We start from the raw sequence: 19,608 nt of genomic DNA, 5'->3' as shown, positions 1-19,608 counted from the left end.
CAGGTTCTCCGGGGAGCTGCGGCTGGCCTCTTGTGGGCAGTCAGGCCGTGCTCGAGAAATTTTGCGCAAACAAAAAAAGGCGTCCCGCTAGTTGCCTAGCGAGGACGCCTTTGTCCTGGTCCCGTTCTCTCGGGAAGCGCAGCCTTCGTCGTTGAAGGTTGGGCTTTATGTGTGTGTTGGGTGGGGTAATGCAGTGGTTGTGCCAAGTGGCGGTGGGGGCGGGTTTATTGGGGGGTGGCAGGTTTTGAAGGTGATTTTTTGCACTGAATGGAGGCGGGTTGCTCGTTCGTGGGGCGTTCAGGCGGGTGGATTTTTGGTGATTGGGCTGACGCCTTCGCGAGCAAGCCCGCTCCCACAATGGATCTGTGTCGTTCACAAAACCCCTGTGGGAGCGGGCTTGCTCGCGAATGGCGCGACGCGGTGTCAACGATGAAACAACAAAACCAGCAGCACCAGATTCCCGAGCAAGGCCAGCAACGCCATCGTCCGCCACACCTTCAACGGCTCTCGCTCCAGTAACGGCCGAGGCCGCACGCTCAAACTGCGTCGCTCGCCCTGTTCCAATACCAGCAACCATTCTTCCGCTGTTTCAAAGCGTTGCTGCGGATCAGCCGCCACGCCGCGCTGCAGACTCTGCGCCAGCCATTCCGGTAAATCCGGTCGATAACGCCCGGCACTCACCGCCAGTCCAAATCGCGGCCGCTGAAACGCTTCGATCTCGCCATAAGGAAAATACCCCGTAAGCAGGAAATACAAGGTCACGCCCACCGCATACAAGTCCTGCTGCGCACTCGGCGGATCACCGCGAAAGCCTTCCGGGGCGATATAACTCGGCGTCCCCGGCAACGTCGACGGCGCGTCTTCGGACAGTCCCGGGCAATACGCCAGGCCAAAATCCAGCAGCCGCAGCTCACCGTCATCCCCCCAATGCAGATTCTCCGGTTTGATGTCCCGATGCAGAATCTGCCGCCGATGCAGCAGCCCGACTGCACGCAGCAGGCGTTCGGCAATGTCTTGCCATTGCGCCAACGGTAAAGCCCCGCTGTTTTTAAAAACCTGCGCCAGCGTCTTGCCGGAATATTCCCGCATTACGTAGTACAAATGCTGACGCTGATTGCACGGATGGACTTCAGGAAAATGCCGTCCGGCCACACGTTTCAGAAACCATTCCTCGGACAACAGCGCTTGCCCGGCACAGGAATCATCAGCGGAACGTGTGGGCAGGGTTTTCAACAGCCACGTCTGACCTTGGCTATCCAGCACGCGATACAGCAACGATTGCTGGCTCTGCGCGACGATGCCTTGCACCTGCCAGCCTTCAAACGACTGACCGGGTTTCAGCGGCGGCGGCAGTGGCCATTGCTGCAAATGCATCAGCGCATCGCCAAAACTCGCCTCGCCAACCGCATCGACCCGCACCAGCAAAGCGCTGGCGTTGTCCTGACTGCCGGCCAGATGCGCGGCGTTGACCAATGTTTGCGCCGCGCAGTGCAGATCCGGCTGATCACGCAGGATCGCCGCAATCGCGGTATCGCCCAGGGTTGACCACACGCCATCACTGAGCAGTAAAAAGCTTTCGCCGTCACGCAATTCACCGTCGAGAAAATCCAGCACCAAATGTTGATCCAGCCCGAGCGCACGCTTGAGCACATGCTGCATGCCCGGCTGCTCCCAGACGTGATCCTCGCTGATGCGCTGCAACGCGTCGGCGTGCCAGCGGTATACCCGGCAATCTCCTACATGGGCGAGGGTAAAGCGCCGACCGCGCATGACCAAAGCACTGACAGTGGTGAGTAACGGCTGCCCACCGCCATTGGCCTGCAACCAGCGATTTTGTGCGAGCAGCAAGCGGTCGAGAGCCTGCGCCACGCTCCAGGTTTCCGGGGTGGCGTAATAGTCGAGCGCCAAGGCCTGCAAGGTCGAGCGCGCGGCGAGGCCGCCATCGGCGCATTGGCTGACGCCGTCGGCGATGGCGAACAGGTAACCCTTGCTCGCCGCCAGCGCCGGGGCCGGCGTGACCAGGCGCACAGCGTCCTGATTCTCCGTGCGCGGCCCGGTGGCGCTGGCTTCGGCGAAACTCAGTTGCAGGGCCATCGACGCCTCAGACCCGCGCCGCCGTCACCGCTGCCGAACCCCACGTGGTTCTCCAGCGACGCTTGACGCCGTGCAGGCCAAACCACGCCAACACGCCAAGGCTGGCGAACAACCACAGCGCCAGTTGATAGCTGCCGGTGCTCTGCTTGATCGCACCCATGCCCGCCGCCAAGGCGAAACCGCCAATGCCGCCGGCCATGCCGATCAGCCCGGTCATTACGCCGATCTCCAGACGAAAACGCTGCGGCACCAGTTGGAAAACCGCACCGTTGCCTGCCCCCAAACCGAGCATGGTGCAGACGAAAAGCGCGAGTGCCGCGTAGGAACTTGGCAGGTTGAAGCCAACGGCAGCGATGCAGATGGCGGCGACGGTGTACATTGCCAGCAAGGTGCGGATGCCGCCGAAACGGTCAGCCAGTGCGCCGCCCAATGGGCGCATCAAACTGCCGCCGAACACGCAAGCGGCGGTGTAGTAACCAGCGGTCACCGGGCTCAAACCGTATTGATCGTTGAAATAGCCGGGCAGGGCGCTGGCCAAGCCGATAAAGCCGCCGAAGGTGACGCTGTAGAAGAACATGAACCACCAACTGTCGCGGTCGCCGAGGGCTTTGAAGTAGTCGGTCATGGCTTTGGCTTTTGGCCGTTCCGGCGCGTTTTTCGCCAGCCAGGCGAACAGCACCAGCGTCAGGATCAGCGGAATCAGGGCGAAGCCGAAAACATTGCTCCAGCCGTAAGCGGCGGCGAGCACCGGGGCGAGCAGCGCGGCGAACACGGTGCCGGAGTTGCCCGCGCCAGCGATGCCCATGGCTTTGCCCTGATGTTGCGGCGGGTACCATTGCGAGGCCAGCGGCAGGGCGACGGCAAACGAAGCGCCGGCCATGCCGAGGAACAGGCCGAGGATCAGCGCTTGTTCGTAACTGTGGATGCCGATTTTCCAGGCGCCGAACAGTGCGCAGATGACGATGACCTGGCCAATCAGCCCGGCGGTTTTCGGCGACAGTCGATCGGCGAGCATGCCCATGATGAAGCGCAGAACGGCACCAGCGAGGATCGGCGTGGCGACGACGAGGCCGCGTTGTTGTGTGGTCAGGTGCAGGTCGGCGGCGATCTGCACCGCCAAAGGGCCGAGCAGGTACCAGACCATGAAACTCAGGTCGAAATAGAGGAAGGCCGCGAACAATGTCGGGGTGTGGCCGGATTTCCAGAAGCTTGAATTCATCGCGCACCTCAGCTGAAAAGAGTCTCGAAAGGAGTCATGCAACAGCAGGTGGGGCGCCGCACGGCCGCACCACCGGCCCCGGTCTGTGGGGCCAAAACGCAAAAACGCCGCTACCTGCTGCGCCGGGTGGGGCGAACGGGTGAGCGACGTCTTTGTCGTGGGTGGGGCAACCGCCGTTGGTTACCTGAGGGAATGCTTAGCGAGATTTGTGCCAACAGCGGGAAATCAAAAGCCCCTCACCCTAGCCCTCTCCCGGAGGGAGAGGGGACTGACCGAGGTGTCTGGCGTCAAACATCGACCTGAGAAACCGAGTCGATTATGGATTCACAGCAGAAATCGCAGGTCGGCGTAAATCGCGAGCATCCCCCAATCAGTCCCCTCTCCCTCCGGGAGAGGGCTAGGGTGAGGGGCTTTTCAGAGGTGGAAACACCTCAACCCAACAACTCACTCATGGCAATAATCTGCTCCGCCACTTGAATCAGTTTCTGCTGCCGGCTCATCGCCTGTCGCCGCATCAGCGTGTACGCCTCTTCCTCATTGCAGTCCTTCATCTTCATCAACAGACCCTTGGCCAGCTCAATACGCTTGCGCTCCGCCAGTTGCTGATCCCGCGCCTGCAACTGCGCACGCAACGCCTGATCACTCTCAAATCTTGCCATTGCCACATCGAGAATCGGCTGCAACCGCTGGGCGTGAATGCCTTCGACGATGTAGGCACTGACCCCGGATTTGATCGCCTGACGCATCACCCCCGGGTCATGTTCGTCGGTAAACATCACGATCGGCCGTGGCTGGTCGCGGCTGACCAGCACCACTTGTTCCATGACATCGCGGCTCGGTGACTCGGTATCGATCAGGATCACGTCCGGGCGCACCGTTTCGACGCGCGCGGGCAGGTCGATGGTCAGGCCGGATTCGTCGATAACTTCAAAACCGGCTTCGGTCAGCGCCGCTTTCAGGCGTCCGACTTTTTTCGCGGTGTCGTTGATCAGCAGAATGCGCAACATGTTCGCGTCTCCTGTCAGCGGCGGGCGAGAAGGGCTGAGTCGTCGCTCATGGCGTGCAGTTTGAAGCTGCGCGCATAAGCGGCCGGGTCGCTGCCGTCCCAGATTTTGCCGTCGAGCAACTGGCTGCTGCGCATGTCGGTACCCCACGCGGCGACGCCGACTGCGGTGGCAGCGTCGCGATACAGATCGAGCTGCTGAACCTGACGGGCGACGGCCAGGTAATCCGGATCCTCGCGCAGCAAACCCCAACGACGGAACTGGGTCATGAACCACATACCGTCGGACAAGTACGGCAAATTCACCTCGCCATGGCCGTGGAAACGCAGCGCATGAGGATCCTGCCAGCGGTTGCCGAGGCCATCGGCGTAATCACCGAGAAAACGCGGTTCGATGCACGCTACTGGCGCATCGAGGTATTCCGGCGCGCTGAGCAACTGCGCGGTGCTGCGGCGGTTTTCCGGGCTCTCTTCAATGAAACGGCTGGCTTCAAGTATCGCCATCACCAACGCGCGCGCGGTGTTCGGGTACTGATCGACGAATTCGCGGGTGCAGCCGAGGACTTTTTCCGGGTGATCGGGCCAGATGGTCTGGCTGGTGGCGAGGGTGAAGCCGAGATCCTGCTGTACCGCGCTGGCGGCCCACGGTTCGCCGACGCAAAAACCGTCGATGCGCCCGGCCTGCAAGTGCGCGACCATTTGCGGTGGCGGCACCACCACGCTGTCGACATCCTGCAGCGGATGAATGCCCTGACTCGCCAGCCAGTAATAAAGCCACATCGCGTGGGTGCCGGTGGGGAAGGTCTGGGCGAAGGTGAGTTTTGCGCGGCTTTGGTGCACGTGGCGATCCAGCGCGTCAGGACTGGTCACGCCGAGGTTCTGCAAGCCGTGTGAGAGGTTGAGGCTCTGGCCGTTTTGATTGAGGCCCATCAGCACGGCCATGTCGGTCGGCGCGACACCGCCGATGCCCAGGTGCACCGCGTAAATCAGCCCGTACAAACTGTGCGCGGCATCGAGTTCGCCGCTGACCAGTTTGTCGCGCAAACCTGCCCAAGAGGTCTGGCGCTTGAGGTTCAGGGTCAATCCGTAAGGCTGAGCAAAGCCTTGCGTGGCCGCGACCACCACCGAGGCGCAATCGCTCAGGGCCATGAAGCCGAGGTTGATTGCACTCTTTTCCGGAGCATCGCTGCCGTTGACCCAGGCCAGCGGCCCTACCGAAGGTTCATTCATCCAACGCTACCTCGAAAAAAAACGCCGCCGCGGACTTTGCGCAGGCAAACCCCGGGACGACGCCATTGTCCTTGCCCGCACGCCGCCATTGGCCTGCAAGCTGATAAAGATGCCGGTGCAAGGCATATGCCACTCGCCGCGATTTGCGCGTGCGCCTCGCGCGGTGGGGCGATGCCCGGCTATAATCGCCGCCTCTTTTCGCCGCCCGAGTCAAAGCCGCCCATGTACACCCTGGCCCGTCAGATGTTGTTCAAACTTTCCCCGGAAACCTCCCACGATCTGTCGCTGGATCTGATCGGCGCGGGCGGACGTTTGGGCCTCAACGGCTTGCTGTGCAAGGCGCCGGCAAACGTCCCGGTGACCGTCATGGGCCTGGAATTCCCCAACCCGGTCGGTTTGGCGGCCGGTCTGGACAAGAACGGCGCAGCCATCGATGGCTTCGCGCAACTGGGTTTCGGTTTTGTCGAAATCGGCACCGTGACCCCGCGTCCACAGCCGGGCAACCCGAAACCACGGATTTTCCGTCTGCCGGAAGCCGAGGCGATCATCAATCGCATGGGGTTCAACAACCTCGGTGTCGATAATCTGTTGGCGCGCGTTGCGGCGGCGAAATACAAAGGCGTGCTGGGCATCAACATCGGCAAAAACTTCGACACGCCGGTTGAGCGTGCAGTCGATGATTACCTGATCTGCCTGGACAAGGTTTACGCCCACGCCAGCTACGTGACCGTCAACGTCAGCTCGCCGAATACCCCGGGCCTGCGCAGCTTGCAGTTCGGTGATTCGCTCAAGCAGTTGCTCGCCGATCTGGCCACGCGCCGTGCCGAACTGGCGTTGCGTCATGGCAAGCATGTGCCGCTGGCGATCAAGATCGCGCCGGACATGACCGACGAAGAAACCGCGCAGGTGGCGCAGGCGCTGATCGACACCGGGATGGACGCGGTGATCGCGACCAACACCACCCTGAGCCGTGTCGGCGTTGAAGGCATGGAACATGGCGACGAGGCGGGCGGTTTGTCGGGTGCGCCGGTGCGTGAGAAGAGCACCAATACGGTGAAAGTGCTGGCGGGCGAGTTGGCTGGGCGGTTGCCGATTATTGCTGCTGGCGGGATTACTGAAGGCAAGCATGCGGCGGAGAAGATTCTCGCGGGTGCGAGCCTGGTGCAGATTTATTCGGGCTTCATCTATAAAGGCCCGGCGCTGATTCGTGAATCCGTAGACGCAATCGCCGCCCTGCGCAAATAACCCGACCCGACCCGGTCAATGTAGGAGCTGCCGAAGGCTGCGATCTTTTGATCTTGATTCTAAAAAACAAGATCAAAAGATCGCAGCCTTCGGCAGCTCCTACAGGGGTAGTTGCCCGCCGATCGAAAGGTGGGTGACAGTCGAGTTTTCGGGCATAAAAAAGGGCTCCTCGAAGGAGCCCCTGGGCCGTAGCCCGCCGTCCGGGAAGGACGTGCATGGTAAGTCGTTACAAATTCAGATTGTCGTGTCGGAGTAAGTGCCCTGTGTCAGCCGACGGCGTGAAGTTCGTTGAGTCTATGGATTCCCGCAGTGCCGGTCATACCGTCCCAGTTGTCGCCGCGTCCTTCTCGCCAGCCGTTAATCCAGGCTTGACGTACTGACGGTAGAGTAAATGGGCAAAGCTCACGGGATTTGCCACCAACGCCATATTGATATCCGCGCAAAAATGCTCTTTCCAACGGATCACGCTTAAGTCTTCTCATAGGGTGTTGCCCTCACTTGTTGACTGTTTGTGTCGCGTCGACCTCAATCGAGGTCTGGCAGAAAAAACTCTGCCGTGGTGCGGCTCGCTGCCGGCGTGGCGAGCCAAGGTGTTGACGCCGTTGCGACGTCAACCTGTGGTCAGTTCTAACCAATGAGTCACAGCGATGGAATGACCGTTTTGTCATAAGGACGTAACGAAAAGGGTGCTATAGCGATAAGTAACCGCGTATTTATTGAACGTTTATTGAGCAAACCCCGGTATGATCGGCCCCGCGCTGGATGATGGCCTTAATTCTTTAGTGAGAATGACCCACGTTTGCGCTGGGGTACTATTCGACGAAGGGTCGCTTTAAGACTTTTTGTTACTCCAACTTTTTTATCTGTCCTTGCATCTAAGCTCTTTTAACCCGAGCAGCGGGGATGGAACGGCACACCTTCGTGCCACGCGGGCGTTCTTTTAGAAAAGCGCCTGATTGAAAACCGGATCGGCAATGCGTTGCCGATTCACTAGCCAAAGGCTTTGGAAATACCATGTCCGACAGTTTCGAACTCTTCCTCACTTGCCCTAAAGGCCTTGAAGGCCTGCTCATCGAGGAAGCCGTCGGGCTTGGCCTTGAAGAAGCGCGCGAGCACACCTCCGCCGTGCGTGGCATGGCGACCATGGAAACCGCTTATCGCCTGTGCCTCTGGTCGCGTCTGGCCAACCGCGTGTTGCTGGTGCTCAAACGCTTCCCGATGAAGGACGCCGAAGACCTCTACCACGGCGTCCTCGACGTCGAGTGGCAGGATCACATGCTTAGCGACGGCACTCTGGCCGTTGAATTCAGCGGTCACGGCTCAGGCATCGACAACACCCACTTCGGCGCGCTGAAGGTCAAAGATGCCATCGTCGACAAACTGCGTACGCCGCAGGGCGACCGTCCGTCGATCGACAAGCTCAATCCGGATCTGCGCATTCACCTGCGTCTGGATCGCGGCGAAGCGATTCTCTCCCTCGACCTCTCCGGCCACAGCCTGCACCAGCGCGGCTATCGCTTACAGCAGGGCGCGGCGCCGCTGAAGGAAAACCTCGCGGCAGCGATCCTGATCCGTTCCGGCTGGCCACGCATTGCGGCCGAAGGCGGCGCGCTGGCTGACCCGATGTGCGGTGTTGGTACGTTCCTCGTCGAAGCGGGGATGATCGCCGCCGATATGGCACCGAACCTGCGTCGTGAGCAGTGGGGTTTCACTGCCTGGCTCGGTCACGTGCCAGCGCTGTGGAAAAAACTGCATGAAGAAGCTGCTGAACGCGCCGCTGCCGGTCTGGCCAAGCCACCGCTGTGGATTCGCGGTTACGAAGCCGATCCACGTTTGATTCAACCGGGTCGCAACAACGTTGAGCGTGCCGGTCTGAGCGAGTGGATCAAGATCTACCAAGGCGAAGTCGCCACTTTCGAGCCGCGTCCGGATCAGAACCAGAAAGGTCTGGTCATCTGCAACCCGCCGTACGGCGAGCGTCTCGGTGACGAAGCCAGCCTGTTGTACCTTTACCAGAACCTCGGCGAGCGTCTGCGTCAGGCTTGCCTGAACTGGGAAGCGGCGGTGTTCACCGGCGCGCCGGATCTCGGCAAGCGCATGGGCATCCGCAGCCACAAACAGTATTCGTTCTGGAACGGCGCGCTGCCGTGCAAGCTGCTGTTGATCAAAGTCGTGCCGGATCAGTTCGTCACTGGCGAGCGTCGTACGCCGGAACAGCGTCAGGCCGAGCGTGAGCAAGCGGCTTACGATCAAACCCCGGACGAGCCGCAAGAGCGCAAGTTCAACAAGAACGGCAACCCGATCAAACCGACGCCAGCCCCGGCACCGGTGATCGAGCAGCCGCGCTTGAGCGAAGGCGGGCAGATGTTTGCCAACCGTCTGCAAAAGAACCTCAAGGCGATGAGCAAGTGGGTCAAGCGCGAAGGCATCGATTGCTACCGCGTCTACGATGCCGACATGCCTGAGTACGCGATGGCGATCGATCTGTATCACGACTGGGTGCACGTGCAGGAATACGCCGCGCCGAAGTCGATCGATCCGGAAAAAGCCTCGGCACGCATGTTCGATGCGCTGGCGGCGATTCCGCAGGCGCTGAACGTCGACAAGAGCCGTGTGGTGGTCAAACGCCGTGAGCGCCAGAGCGGCACCAAGCAATACGAGCGTCAGAGCGCGCAGGGCAAGTTCAACGAAGTGACCGAGGGCGGCGTGAAGTTGCTGGTCAACCTCACCGACTACCTCGACACCGGCCTGTTCCTCGATCACCGCCCAATCCGCATGCGCATTCAGAAAGAGGCCGAGGGTAAGCGTTTCCTCAATCTGTATTGCTACACCGCGACCGCCAGCGTGCACGCGGCCAAGGGCGGCGCGCGCAGCACCACCAGCGTCGACCTGTCGAAAACCTACCTCGACTGGGCGCGCCGCAACCTGTCGCTGAACGGCTTCTCGGACAAGAACCGACTGGAGCAGGGCGACGTGATGGTCTGGCTGGAGAGCTGCCGTGAAGAGTACGACTTGATCTTCATCGATCCGCCGACCTTCTCCAACTCCAAGCGTATGGAAGGCATCTTCGACGTGCAGCGTGATCAGGTGCAGTTGATTGACCTGGCCATGGCGCGTCTGGCGCCGGGCGGCGTGTTGTACTTCTCGAACAACTTCCGCAAGTTCCAGTTGGAAGAGAACCTGACCGAGCGTTACGCGGTCGAGGAAATCAGCGCACAGACCATTGATCCGGATTTCGCTCGCAACACCAAGATCCACCGCGCCTGGAAAATAACGGCTCGTTGACGCTTCGCCAGACTGGATCCACAGAGCCTTGATTTTTAAAGGCTCTTGGATCCAGTCAGCGCTAGCCAAATTAATGGCTAATAGCTATAACTCAACCCATGGCCAAGGGGTTTTTCCCGGAACATTGGCGTAGTGAGTTGTCCTTATGTCGTTGCACCCCGTGCGCCCGAAGATACTGGGCTTTATCAGCGAAGAAGTCTCGGCCTGGCTGGTCGCGCTGCTGGTATTGCTCGCCGGTGGGATTCTCACGGGGCTGCTCGCCTGGGCCACGCACAACGAATTTCACCAGCAATTGCGTCAGCGTTTTCAGCTGCTGACCAATGAACGTTACAGCCGCATCGAAGAACGCTTCGAGGATCAAGAGCAACGCCTCGACGGTCTGCGTCGTTTCTTCTCCAATTCTGAATCGGTGTCCCGCGCCGAATTCGACGGTTACACCCAACCTCTGTTACTGCGTACTCAAGCCTATTCGTTCGCCCTCAAGGTCAGTGGCGCCGAGCGCGCGGCGTTTGAGCAGCGCGTGCGGGATGACGGCCTGGGCGATTTCACCATTCGCGAACTGAATGCCCATGGCGAGTTGCAACTGGCCGCGCCTCGCGATCAGTACGTGCCGGTGCTGTACAGCCAGACCCAGAGCAAGCTCGGCTCGCCGCTGGGTTACGACTTGCTCGCGCAACCGATGCGCCGTGACACGCTGATGCGTGCCGATCAGTTGAACAATCTGGCGGTGTCGCAACCGTTGCACCTGGTCAGCACCGAACCTTCCTACGCGCGCGGGGTGTTGTTAGTGGCTCCCGTCGTCCACGAGGGTGAGCAGCAGTCGTTTGGTTATGTCGCGGCGGTGATCAGCATGCGCCAGCTGCTCGCCGACGGCTTGCCGGACGCGTTTCATGACTATCTGTCGGTGCGCATTCTCGATCTGTCGACCAATGATCAGCACGAAGTGTTGTTCGAATCGACCAATGAGCCGGTGCCGAGTGATTTGTCCGCGACTCGTCTGTTGCGTCTGGCCGATCACGACTATCAGGTCGATATCCTGCCGAGTGAAGCGTTTATGCAGGCCAACCATTCGTCGGTTGGCAGCATCGTGATTCTCGGTGGACTGCTGAGCGTTTTACTCAGTGCGCTGCTGTATGTGCTGGTCAGTCAGCGTCAGCGCGCGGTGCGCATGGTCGAGCAACGCACCGAGGAACTGCACGCCAGCGAACAGGAATTGCGCGGCACCCATGGTCAGTTGCGCGGTGTGCTCAACGCGGCGACACAAGTGGCAATCATCGCCACCGACCTGCGCGGCGTGATCAGCACGTTTAATCCCGGCGCCGAGCAAATGCTCGGTTACTCCAGCGCCGATGTCATCGGCCACATGACTTTGGAAAACCTGCATCTGCCGCGAGAACTCGCCACGCGTTCGGCGGAGTTGAGCGCGCGTTACGGCAAAAGCATTCCGACTTGCCACGCGATGCTGGTTGAGGGCGGCGAAGTCGGCGGCCATGAAGCGCGCGAGTGGACGTTGGTGCGCAGCGATGGCAGTCATCTGCCAGTGAACATGCTCGCCACCCCGGTGCTCGACGAGCAGGGGCTTTGGGTCGGGCATCTGGCGATCTGCATCGACATCACCGAGCGCAAGCGTGTGCACGAGGCGCTGGCGGCGCGGGATGTGTTGTTGAAGAAACTCAGCGCCCATGTACCCGGCGGTATTTACCAGTTCAAGATGGAATTCGACGGGCGCTTCAGCGTGATTTACGCCAGCGACGGCATTCGTGAGATCTACGAACTGGAGCCGGATGTTCTGCTACTGAATGCCGAGGCGATCTTCACCCGCATTCATCCGCAGGACACCACGCGGGTGCGCGCTTCGATCCGTGAGTCGGCGGACAACCTCAGCCCGTGGCGCGAGGAATACCGCGTGCAACTGCCTGAGCGAGGTTTGCGCTGGGTGCGCGGCGAGGCGACGCCGGAAGAGCTGCCGGGCGGCGGAGTGTTGTGGCATGGCTACATCTCCGACATTTCCGACCTCAAACGCGTCGAGGAAGAACTGCGTGCGCTGTCGGTGACGGACTCGCTGACCGGCATTCATAACCGTCGTTATTTCCAGGAACGCCTGACCACTGAAATGGCCCGGGTCGAGCGTGGCGGCGGCGAGTTGTCGGTGATCATGCTCGACATCGACCACTTCAAACGCATCAACGACCAGTACGGGCATGCCGTGGGCGATCGGGTTTTGCAGGCGGTGTGCGAGCGCATTGGTCACCGGTTGCGGCGTACTGATGTGTTCTGCCGTTTGGGCGGCGAGGAATTCATGGTGCTGTGCCCGGACATCGACGGCGAGCACGCGCACATGCTCGCGGTTGAGCTGTGGCAGGGCTTGCGGGGCGCGCCGGTGGATGTGGTCGGCGTGGTGACGGCGAGTTTCGGCATCGCCAGTTGGCGCACGGGCGAGGGCGCGGATGCGCTGCTGCTACGTGCGGATTCCGGGGTGTACGCGGCAAAACAGGGCGGCCGCGATCGGGTTGAGCAGATGAGCTAACGGCTCAACACTTGCTTCTGCAGAAGATCAAAAGATCGCAGCCTTCGGCAGCTCCTACAGGGTAAATTTCACCTGTAGGAGCTGCCGAAGGCTGCGATCTTTTGCTTTTTTGCTTTTAGAGGACTGACGCAGTCTGCGGCAGCTTCGGCTGGCGATACAGATCCAGCAGCACCTGATCCAGCACCGACGAGGCGCCAAACGGGGCTTTGTCGTTGAGGATCGCCACCACCGCCCAGGTATTGCCATTGACGTCGCGGCTGAAGCCGGCAATCGCCCGCACGGTGTTCAAGGTGCCGGTCTTGACGTGCGCCTCGCCGCGCATTGCGGTGGTTTTCAGGCGTTTACGCATGGTGCCGTCGGTGCCGGCGATCGGCAGCGAGCTGATGTATTCAGCGGCATACGGGCTGTGCCACGCGGCTTGCAGCATGTTTGCCATTTCACGGGCGCTGACGCGTTCAGCGCGGGACAGACCGGAGCCGTTCTCCATCACCAGGTGCGGCGCGGTGATGCCTTTCTTCGCCAGCCACTGACGGACGACGCGTTGCCCAGCTTTGGCATCATCGCCGTCGGCGTCGTTGCGGAATTTCTGGCCGAGGCTCAGGAACAGCTGCTGGGCCATGGTGTTGTTACTGTATTTGTTGATGTCGCGAATGATCTCGGCCAGATCCGGCGAGTAAGCGCGAGCCAGCAGTTTGGCGTTGCTCGGCGTGGTCGCCAGACGATCGCGGCCCTGAATGCTGCCACCCAGTTCTTTCCAGATCGCGCGCACGGCGCCGGCGGTGTAGGTCGCGTGGTCGAGCAGCGACAGATAAGTCTGCGAGCTGCAGCCTTCGCCCAACTGGCCGCCAACGGTCACGGTCACGCTGCCATCGGCTTGCGGCACCGGGTTGTAGCGCACGCCGCCGGTGCATTGCTTCGACGGCAGGGCTTTGACGGTGTTTTCGATGTGGATGCTGGCAATCGGCGGCTCGACCGAGATCAGTACGCGGCCACCGTCGTTGCGCGCGACAAAGCGCAGGGCTTTGAGGTTGACCAGCAGCGAATCCGGCTTGACCAGGAACGGCTTGTTCTCGTCATTGCCGTCATCGTTGAATTCCGGCAGTTGCGGCTGGATAAAGAAGTTGCGGTCGAGCACCAGATCACCGGTGATCTGCGTCACGCCGTTGGCGCGCAGGTCGCGCATCAGCAGCCAGAGTTTTTCCATGTTCAGCTTCGGATCGCCGCCACCCTTGAGGTAGAGGTTGCCGTTGAGGATGCCGCCGCTCAGTGTGCCGTCGGTGTAGAACTCGGTTTTCCACTGATGATTGGGGCCGAGCATTTCCAGCGCCGCGTAGGTGGTCACCAGTTTCATGGTCGAGGCCGGATTGACCGACACGTCGGCGTTGAACACGGTCGCCGTGCCCGGGCCGTCGAGCGGCACCATCACCAGCGACAGGGCGCTAGGCTGCAATTTGCTCGCCTTGAGGGCTTTTTCGACGTTCGGGGTGAGGGAAGTATTGATGGTGGCAGCGGAAACAGGCAGGGCCAGAGGCAGAAGAAGGCCGGCGAGAAACAGTGGACGCAACGATTTGATCATATGAAATAAAACCCTACAGCCGAGGGGAAAAAGACGAGGACATGGATGAAAAGGCCCGTCAGTGGTCACGAAAGTGTCGGCATTATGCCCCAAGGTGTAACCGATTGTGGCTTCCTCGGGGTGGCGATTCGTTGATTTTTTTACAGGCGGTCGGCCTCTGTGTCCAGAGAGGCGGGCAAACGATTGCTGAAACTGGTAAAGTGCCCGCCGTATTTACTTAAGAGGATTGTTCCAATGGCGACTAACCGTTCCCAGCGTCTGCGCAAAAAACTGTGCGTTGATGAATTTCAAGAGCTGGGTTTCGAACTGAACCTGGACTTCAAAGAAGACTTGTCCGAAGAAGCCATTGACGCTTTCCTCGAAGCATTCATCAAAGAAGCCATGGAAGCCAACGGTCTGGGTTATGTTGGCGGCGACGACTTCGGTCTGGTTTGCCTGCAGAAGCGTGGCTCGGTCAACGAAGAGCAGCGTGCTGCCGTTGAAGCCTGGCTGAAAACCCGCTCCGAGCTGACCAAGTATGAAGTCAGCCCGTTGCTGGACGTTTGGTATCCGGAAAAGCCGATCAACGCGGCTAAGTGATACTGAAAAAAACGGCGACCTGAGGGTCGCCGTTTTTTTTCGTCGATCAAAAGATCGCAGCCTCGTTTCACTCGACAGCTCCTACCGGGGAGCGCGATCTCCTGTAGGAGTTGCCGAAGGCTGCGATCTTTTAGGCCTTGCGCCAGTTCAAAATCAGCAGCGTCAAAACCCCCGCAACAATCCCCCAAAACGCCGACCCAATGGAAAACAGCGTCAACCCCGACGCCGTGACCATAAAGGTAATCAGCGCCGCTTCCCGCTCCTTCACCTCAGCCATCGCAATGCTCAAACCATTGATGATCGAGCCAAACAGCGCCAACGCCGCAATCGACAACACCAACTCTTTCGGCAACGCTGCAAACAACGCGGCCAATGTCGCGCCGAACACCCCGGCAATCCCGTAGAAAATCCCGCACCACACCGCTGCCGTGTAGCGCTTGTTGCGATCTTCATGGGCGTGCGGCCCGGTGCAAATCGCCGCGCTGATCGCCGCGAGGTTGATGCCGTGGGAGCCAAACGGTGCCAACAACAGCGAGGCGATGCCGGTGGTGGTGATCAGTGGCGAGGCGGGGACGGTGTAGCCATCGGCGCGTAAAACGGCGATGCCGGGCATGTTCTGCGAGGTCATCGCCACCACGAACAGCGGGATGCCGATGCTGATGGTCGCCGCCAGCGAGAAATGCGGCGTCGTCCACACGGGTGTCGCCACTTCCAGATGAAAACCGCTGAAATCCAGCAATCCCATGAAGCCCGACAGTGCGGTGCCAATCAGCAGCGCAGCGAGCACCGCATAACGCGGCGACAGGCGCTTGACCACTAAATAGGTGAAGAACATCCCCAGCACCAAACCCGTACGGTGCTGCGCAGCGACGAAGATTTCGCTGCCGATCTTGAACAGAATCCCCGCCAACAACGCCGCCGCCAAGGACGCCGGGATCTTTTTTACCAGCCGTTCGAAGCTGCCGGTCAGGCCACAAATGGTCACCAGCACGGCGCAAGTGATGTAGGCGCCGATGGCTTCGCCATAACTGACGCCGCCCAGGCTGGTGATCAGCAACGCCGCGCCGGGTGTCGACCAAGCGATGGTGATTGGCGTGCGATAGCGCAGCGACAGGCCGATCGAGCACACCGCCATGCCGATCGAAATCGCCCAGATCCACGAAGATATCTGCCCGCTGGTCAGGCCCGCCGCTTGCCCGGCCTGGAACATCAACACCAGGGAACTGGTGTAACCGGTCATCATCGCGATGAAACCGGCGACGATCGCTGATGGTGACGTGTCGGCCAGAGGGCGCAGTTGCGTGTGCGTGGCGTCGTTCATGACGGCGGTGTTCCTTCTACAGATAGTATTCCCCTGTAGGAGCTGCCGAAGGCGGCGATCTTTTGATTTTGTTTTTTAGAAGCAAGATCAAAAGATCGCAGCCTTCGGCAGCTCCTACGTGAGACGGGCGGCGGATTTCGGGATCAAGCCTAAACTCAATCGTAACGGATCGTTGCAATACAGCCGAACTCACAAACAGCCGTACAGTCGTGTTGCCACCATCCATTGTGTACAATCGCGGTGTTTTTTACGCGATACTTGCCAGCGACCTACTGTGCCGTATTACAGTCACGGTCTATTCGCCGCAGTTCTCCCGACTCGAGTGCCCATGAACGAACAGTTGCAACCCCTCAAGAAACAACCGCGAGCAGGCAAAGCCGGCCGCAGCGGAACCCAGGACGATATTGTCTACGCGCATATCTTCGAGGCCATCCTCGAACAGCGTCTGGCGCCCGGCACCAAGTTGAGCGAAGAAGCGCTGGGGGAAATCTTTGGGGTCAGCCGCACCATCATTCGCCGCGCGCTGTCGCGTCTGGCCCATGAAGGCGTCGTGCTGTTGCGGCCGAATCGTGGCGCCGTCGTCGCCAGCCCGAGTGTCGAGGAGGCGCGTCAGGTGTTCCTCGCCCGTCGTCTGGTCGAGCGCGCGATCACTGAGCTGGCGGTGCAACACGCCACCGCCGAGCAGATCGCCGAGCTGCGGCAGATGGTCAACGATGAGCGCGACAGCTTCTCGCGCGGTGATCGTGGCGCCGGTATTCGTCTGTCGGGCGAATTCCACCTGAAACTGGCGGAAGCGGCGATGAACGCGCCGTTGATCAGCTTCCAGCGCAGCCTGGTGTCGCAGACATCGCTGATCATTGCCCAGTATGAAAGCGGCAACCGTTCGCACTGTTCCTACGACGAACACACCCAGTTGATCGACGCGATTGAAAAGCGCGACGGCGATCTGGCGGTGCGTTTGATGATGCATCACATGGATCACATTGACAGCAAGCTCAACCTCGACGAAGAAAGCGCGTCGGATGATTTGCATGCGGTGTTCTCGCATTTGTTGCAGACCAAGAAGCCAGGGCGCTCGAGCGCCAAGCTCTAAGTGATACCGAGTCGCGGCCTTCGCGAGCAAGCCCGCTCCCACATTTGAAATGCATTCCCCCTGTGGGAGCGGGCTTGCTCGCGAAGGCGATCTGACAGGCAACAAAAATCCCCCGGGGTGAACACCACCGGGGGATTTTTTATGCCTGGGAAAAAGCTTAGCGCTGATGCACCAGCGCACCCGCCGCATACGTCTGCTGCACCGTACGATCATCACCCAGCGTCATCAACACAAACAACGACTCGGCAATGTTGTTGGCTTGCTTCAAGCGATAGCTCAGCAGCGGCGTCGCGTTGTAGTCCAGCACCAGGAAGTCAGCGTCGGAACCCGGTTGCAGGTTGCCGATCTTGTCTTCCAGGCGCAGTGCCCGTGCGCCACCCAGCGTCGCCAGATACAGCGACTTGAACGGGCTCAACCGCGCGCCTTGCAGTTGCATCACTTTGTACGCTTCGTTCAGCGTTTGCAGCAGCGAAAAACTGGTGCCACCGCCGACGTCAGTGCCCAAACCGACGTTGAGTTTGTGCTTCTCGGCCATCGGCAGATTGAACAAGCCGCTACCCAAGAAGAAGTTCGATGTCGGGCAGAACGAGATCGCCGAGCCGGTTTCCGCCAGACGCGCGCATTCGTCGTCGCACAGGTGTACGCCGTGGGCGAACACCGAGCGCTCGCCGAGCAATTTGTAATGGTCGTAAACGTCGAGGTAGCCCTTGCGCTCCGGGAACAGCTCCTTGACCCACTCGATTTCCTTGAGGTTCTCGCTGATGTGGGTCTGCATGTACAGATCCGGGTATTCAGTCAGCAGTTGCCCGGCGAGGGTCAGTTGCTCCGGGGTGCTGGTCGGTGCGAAACGCGGGGTGACGGCATAGTGCAGACGACCCTTGCCGTGCCAGCGCTCGATCAGCGCCTTGCTTTCGACGTAGCTGGATTCGGCAGTATCGGTCAGATAATCCGGCGCGTTGCGGTCCATCATCACCTTGCCGGCGATCATGCGCAGATCGAGCTGCTCGGCCTTTTCAAAGAACGAATTCACCGACTGCGGATGCACGCTGCCGAACACCAGCGCGGTGGTGGTGCCGTTGCGCAGCAGTTCCTTGATGAAGATGTCCGCGACGTCGTCAGCGTGGGATTTGTCGCCGAACTGGCTTTCGCACGGGAAGGTATAGGTGTTCAGCCAGTCGAGCAGTTGTTCGCCGTAGGCGCCGACCATGCCGGTTTGTGGCAAGTGAATGTGCGTGTCGATGAAGCCCGGGGTGATCAGGGCGTCCTGATACTGGGTGATTTCGATGTCCGCCGGCAGGGTCGGCAGCAAATCACTGGCGTGGCCAAGGGCGCTGATCTTGCCGCCATCGACCACCAGCAGGCCATCCTCGAAATACTCGTAGGAGGCTTCGATCCCGACTTCGGCGGGGTCGGCAATGCTGTGCAGGATGGCGGCGCGGTAGGCTTTGCGAGTCAGAGGCATGAGGGTTCTCTAATCAGTTTGAGGCTTTGAGTTTGGCGGCCTGACTGCGCCGCGAAACCGGCAGCAGTTTGGCAATCGGTTCGGCGCTGGCAGTCTGCTGGCCGAAGTTGGCGTTATAGGTGGCGATGATTTCGCCGGCGATGGAGATGGCGATTTCCACAGGCAGTTTGCCTTTGACTTCGCCAATGCCCATCGGGCAGCGCATGCGTTGCACGACGCCACTGTCGAAACCGCGATCACGCAGACGGTGTTCGAACTTCGCGCGTTTGGTCTTCGAACCGATCAGGCCGAAGTAGGCGAAGTCGTTGCGTTTGAGAATCGCGGCAGTGAGTTCAAGGTCGAGCTGATGATTGTGGGTCATGACGATGCAATAACTGCCGGCGGGCAGGTCATCGATTTCATCCACGGGCTCTTCGGACACGATTTTACGCACGCCGTGGGGGATGTGTTCGGGGAATTCGGCATCACGCGAATCGATCCAGCGCACCCGGCAGGGCAGGCTGGCGAGCAGTGGCACCAAAGCCCGGCCAACGTGGCCGGCACCGAACACGGCGATTTGCGCCTGTACCTGGCCCATCGGTTCGAACAGCAACACGGTGGCGCCGCCGCAGCACTGGCCAAGGCTGGCGCCGAGGCTGAAACGCTCCAGATGGGTGTCCTGCTTACCGCTGGCGAGCATCTCGCGGGCGATCTGCATGGCTTTGTATTCCAGATGCCCGCCACCGATGGTGTCGAAGCTCTGGTTGGCGCTGATGACCATTTTCGAACCGGCGTTGCGTGGCGTCGAGCCGAGTTCTTCGATGATCGTCACCAGCACACAGGGCTCGCCCTGGTTCTGCAGGTCGGCGAGGGCGTCGATCCAGTTGTACATGTTCACCTCGACATCTTCGTTGTCTGTTCGGGCCTCTTCGCGAGCAGGCTCGCTCCCACATTTGGAATGCATTCCCCTGTAGGAGCGAGCCTGCTCGCGAATG

At 60.3% G+C, this 19,608-nt stretch carries 14 protein-coding genes; 5 read left to right on the top strand and 9 right to left on the bottom strand.

Annotated features, from left to right (window positions below; translation table 11 throughout):
• Positions 1–423: 423 nt before the first annotated feature.
• The 4 genes from ACZZ0D_RS15080 to ACZZ0D_RS15065 all read right to left on the bottom strand — a co-directional run bounded on the left by ACZZ0D_RS15080 (position 424) and on the right by ACZZ0D_RS15065 (position 5,546).
• Complete coding sequence (locus ACZZ0D_RS15080) at positions 424–2,094, bottom strand: protein kinase domain-containing protein (RefSeq protein ID WP_463553677.1); 1,671 nt, start codon at positions 2,092–2,094, stop codon at positions 424–426.
• A gap of 7 nt (positions 2,095–2,101) precedes the next feature.
• Positions 2,102–3,313 (bottom strand): nitrate/nitrite transporter, encoded by a 1,212-nt coding sequence (locus tag ACZZ0D_RS15075; RefSeq protein ID WP_053118728.1) that lies wholly within the window; start codon positions 3,311–3,313, stop codon positions 2,102–2,104.
• 431 nt (positions 3,314–3,744) lie between these two features.
• Positions 3,745–4,320 (bottom strand): ANTAR domain-containing response regulator, encoded by a 576-nt coding sequence (locus ACZZ0D_RS15070; RefSeq protein WP_007916390.1) that lies wholly within the window; start codon positions 4,318–4,320, stop codon positions 3,745–3,747.
• 14 nt (positions 4,321–4,334) lie between these two features.
• A complete protein-coding gene (locus ACZZ0D_RS15065; RefSeq protein ID WP_463553676.1) occupies positions 4,335–5,546 on the bottom strand; it encodes a CmpA/NrtA family ABC transporter substrate-binding protein in 1,212 nt (403 codons plus the stop codon).
• Between the two features lie 222 nt (positions 5,547–5,768).
• Between ACZZ0D_RS15065 and ACZZ0D_RS15060 the strand changes: the two genes are divergently transcribed.
• Positions 5,769–6,791, top strand: coding sequence for a quinone-dependent dihydroorotate dehydrogenase (locus ACZZ0D_RS15060; protein ID WP_463553675.1), 1,023 nt, complete (start codon positions 5,769–5,771; stop codon positions 6,789–6,791).
• A 266-nt stretch (positions 6,792–7,057) separates the two neighbouring features.
• On the opposite strand, the gene rmf is transcribed toward ACZZ0D_RS15060, so the two are convergent.
• Positions 7,058–7,273 (bottom strand): ribosome modulation factor, encoded by a 216-nt coding sequence (rmf, locus tag ACZZ0D_RS15055; protein ID WP_003223300.1) that lies wholly within the window; start codon positions 7,271–7,273, stop codon positions 7,058–7,060.
• A 532-nt stretch (positions 7,274–7,805) separates the two neighbouring features.
• On the opposite strand from rmf, the gene rlmKL reads away from it, so the two are divergent.
• The gene (gene rlmKL / locus ACZZ0D_RS15050) at positions 7,806–10,076 is read left to right on the top strand and encodes a bifunctional 23S rRNA (guanine(2069)-N(7))-methyltransferase RlmK/23S rRNA (guanine(2445)-N(2))-methyltransferase RlmL (protein ID WP_053118734.1); all 2,271 of its coding nucleotides are present in this window, start codon (positions 7,806–7,808) and stop codon (positions 10,074–10,076) included.
• Positions 10,077–10,221: 145 nt separating this feature from the next.
• Positions 10,222–12,603, top strand: coding sequence for a sensor domain-containing diguanylate cyclase (locus ACZZ0D_RS15045; RefSeq protein WP_463553674.1), 2,382 nt, complete (start codon positions 10,222–10,224; stop codon positions 12,601–12,603).
• Between the two features lie 115 nt (positions 12,604–12,718).
• On the opposite strand, the gene dacB is transcribed toward ACZZ0D_RS15045, so the two are convergent.
• Positions 12,719–14,179, bottom strand: coding sequence for a D-alanyl-D-alanine carboxypeptidase/D-alanyl-D-alanine endopeptidase (gene dacB, locus ACZZ0D_RS15040; protein WP_053118738.1), 1,461 nt, complete (start codon positions 14,177–14,179; stop codon positions 12,719–12,721).
• A gap of 234 nt (positions 14,180–14,413) precedes the next feature.
• Here dacB and ACZZ0D_RS15035 point away from each other — a divergent pair, with 234 nt between their 5' ends.
• The gene (locus tag ACZZ0D_RS15035) at positions 14,414–14,758 is read left to right on the top strand and encodes a YggL family protein (RefSeq protein ID WP_007916365.1); all 345 of its coding nucleotides are present in this window, start codon (positions 14,414–14,416) and stop codon (positions 14,756–14,758) included.
• A gap of 130 nt (positions 14,759–14,888) precedes the next feature.
• On the opposite strand, the gene ACZZ0D_RS15030 is transcribed toward ACZZ0D_RS15035, so the two are convergent.
• The gene (locus tag ACZZ0D_RS15030; protein WP_463553673.1) at positions 14,889–16,079 is read right to left on the bottom strand and encodes a benzoate/H(+) symporter BenE family transporter; all 1,191 of its coding nucleotides are present in this window, start codon (positions 16,077–16,079) and stop codon (positions 14,889–14,891) included.
• A 328-nt stretch (positions 16,080–16,407) separates the two neighbouring features.
• Here ACZZ0D_RS15030 and ACZZ0D_RS15025 point away from each other — a divergent pair, with 328 nt between their 5' ends.
• The gene (locus tag ACZZ0D_RS15025; protein ID WP_212544344.1) at positions 16,408–17,172 is read left to right on the top strand and encodes a GntR family transcriptional regulator; all 765 of its coding nucleotides are present in this window, start codon (positions 16,408–16,410) and stop codon (positions 17,170–17,172) included.
• 157 nt (positions 17,173–17,329) lie between these two features.
• Here the strand turns inward: ACZZ0D_RS15025 and guaD are convergent, their stop codons facing one another.
• A complete protein-coding gene (gene guaD / locus ACZZ0D_RS15020) occupies positions 17,330–18,634 on the bottom strand; it encodes a guanine deaminase (protein WP_053118743.1) in 1,305 nt (434 codons plus the stop codon).
• A 13-nt stretch (positions 18,635–18,647) separates the two neighbouring features.
• Entirely contained in the window at positions 18,648–19,505 is an 858-nt protein-coding gene (gene xdhC, locus ACZZ0D_RS15015; RefSeq protein WP_122592563.1) for a xanthine dehydrogenase accessory protein XdhC, read from the bottom strand.
• Positions 19,506–19,608 lie beyond the last annotated feature (103 nt).

This window comes from Pseudomonas sp. AC193 (genome assembly GCF_979258075.1).
This window is presented reverse-complemented; position numbering and strand designations above follow the sequence as displayed.

Excerpts from the sequence above, each read along its gene's own strand:
- ACZZ0D_RS15080 (WP_463553677.1), bottom strand. The coding sequence starts at position 2,094 with ATGGCCCTGCAACTGAGTTTCGCCGAAGCCAGCGCCACCGGGCCGCGC.
- rlmKL (WP_053118734.1), top strand. The coding sequence starts at position 7,806 with ATGTCCGACAGTTTCGAACTCTTCCTCACTTGCCCTAAAGGCCTTGAA.
- dacB (WP_053118738.1), bottom strand. The coding sequence starts at position 14,179 with ATGATCAAATCGTTGCGTCCACTGTTTCTCGCCGGCCTTCTTCTGCCT.
- xdhC (WP_122592563.1), bottom strand. The coding sequence starts at position 19,505 with ATGTACAACTGGATCGACGCCCTCGCCGACCTGCAGAACCAGGGCGAG.
- ACZZ0D_RS15075 (WP_053118728.1), bottom strand. The coding sequence starts at position 3,313 with ATGAATTCAAGCTTCTGGAAATCCGGCCACACCCCGACATTGTTCGCG.
- guaD (WP_053118743.1), bottom strand. The coding sequence starts at position 18,634 with ATGCCTCTGACTCGCAAAGCCTACCGCGCCGCCATCCTGCACAGCATT.
- ACZZ0D_RS15035 (WP_007916365.1), top strand. The coding sequence starts at position 14,414 with ATGGCGACTAACCGTTCCCAGCGTCTGCGCAAAAAACTGTGCGTTGAT.
- ACZZ0D_RS15025 (WP_212544344.1), top strand. The coding sequence starts at position 16,408 with ATGAACGAACAGTTGCAACCCCTCAAGAAACAACCGCGAGCAGGCAAA.
- rmf (WP_003223300.1), bottom strand. The coding sequence starts at position 7,273 with ATGAGAAGACTTAAGCGTGATCCGTTGGAAAGAGCATTTTTGCGCGGA.
- ACZZ0D_RS15065 (WP_463553676.1), bottom strand. The coding sequence starts at position 5,546 with ATGAATGAACCTTCGGTAGGGCCGCTGGCCTGGGTCAACGGCAGCGAT.
- ACZZ0D_RS15045 (WP_463553674.1), top strand. The coding sequence starts at position 10,222 with ATGTCGTTGCACCCCGTGCGCCCGAAGATACTGGGCTTTATCAGCGAA.
- ACZZ0D_RS15060 (WP_463553675.1), top strand. The coding sequence starts at position 5,769 with ATGTACACCCTGGCCCGTCAGATGTTGTTCAAACTTTCCCCGGAAACC.
- ACZZ0D_RS15030 (WP_463553673.1), bottom strand. The coding sequence starts at position 16,079 with ATGAACGACGCCACGCACACGCAACTGCGCCCTCTGGCCGACACGTCA.
- ACZZ0D_RS15070 (WP_007916390.1), bottom strand. The coding sequence starts at position 4,320 with ATGTTGCGCATTCTGCTGATCAACGACACCGCGAAAAAAGTCGGACGC.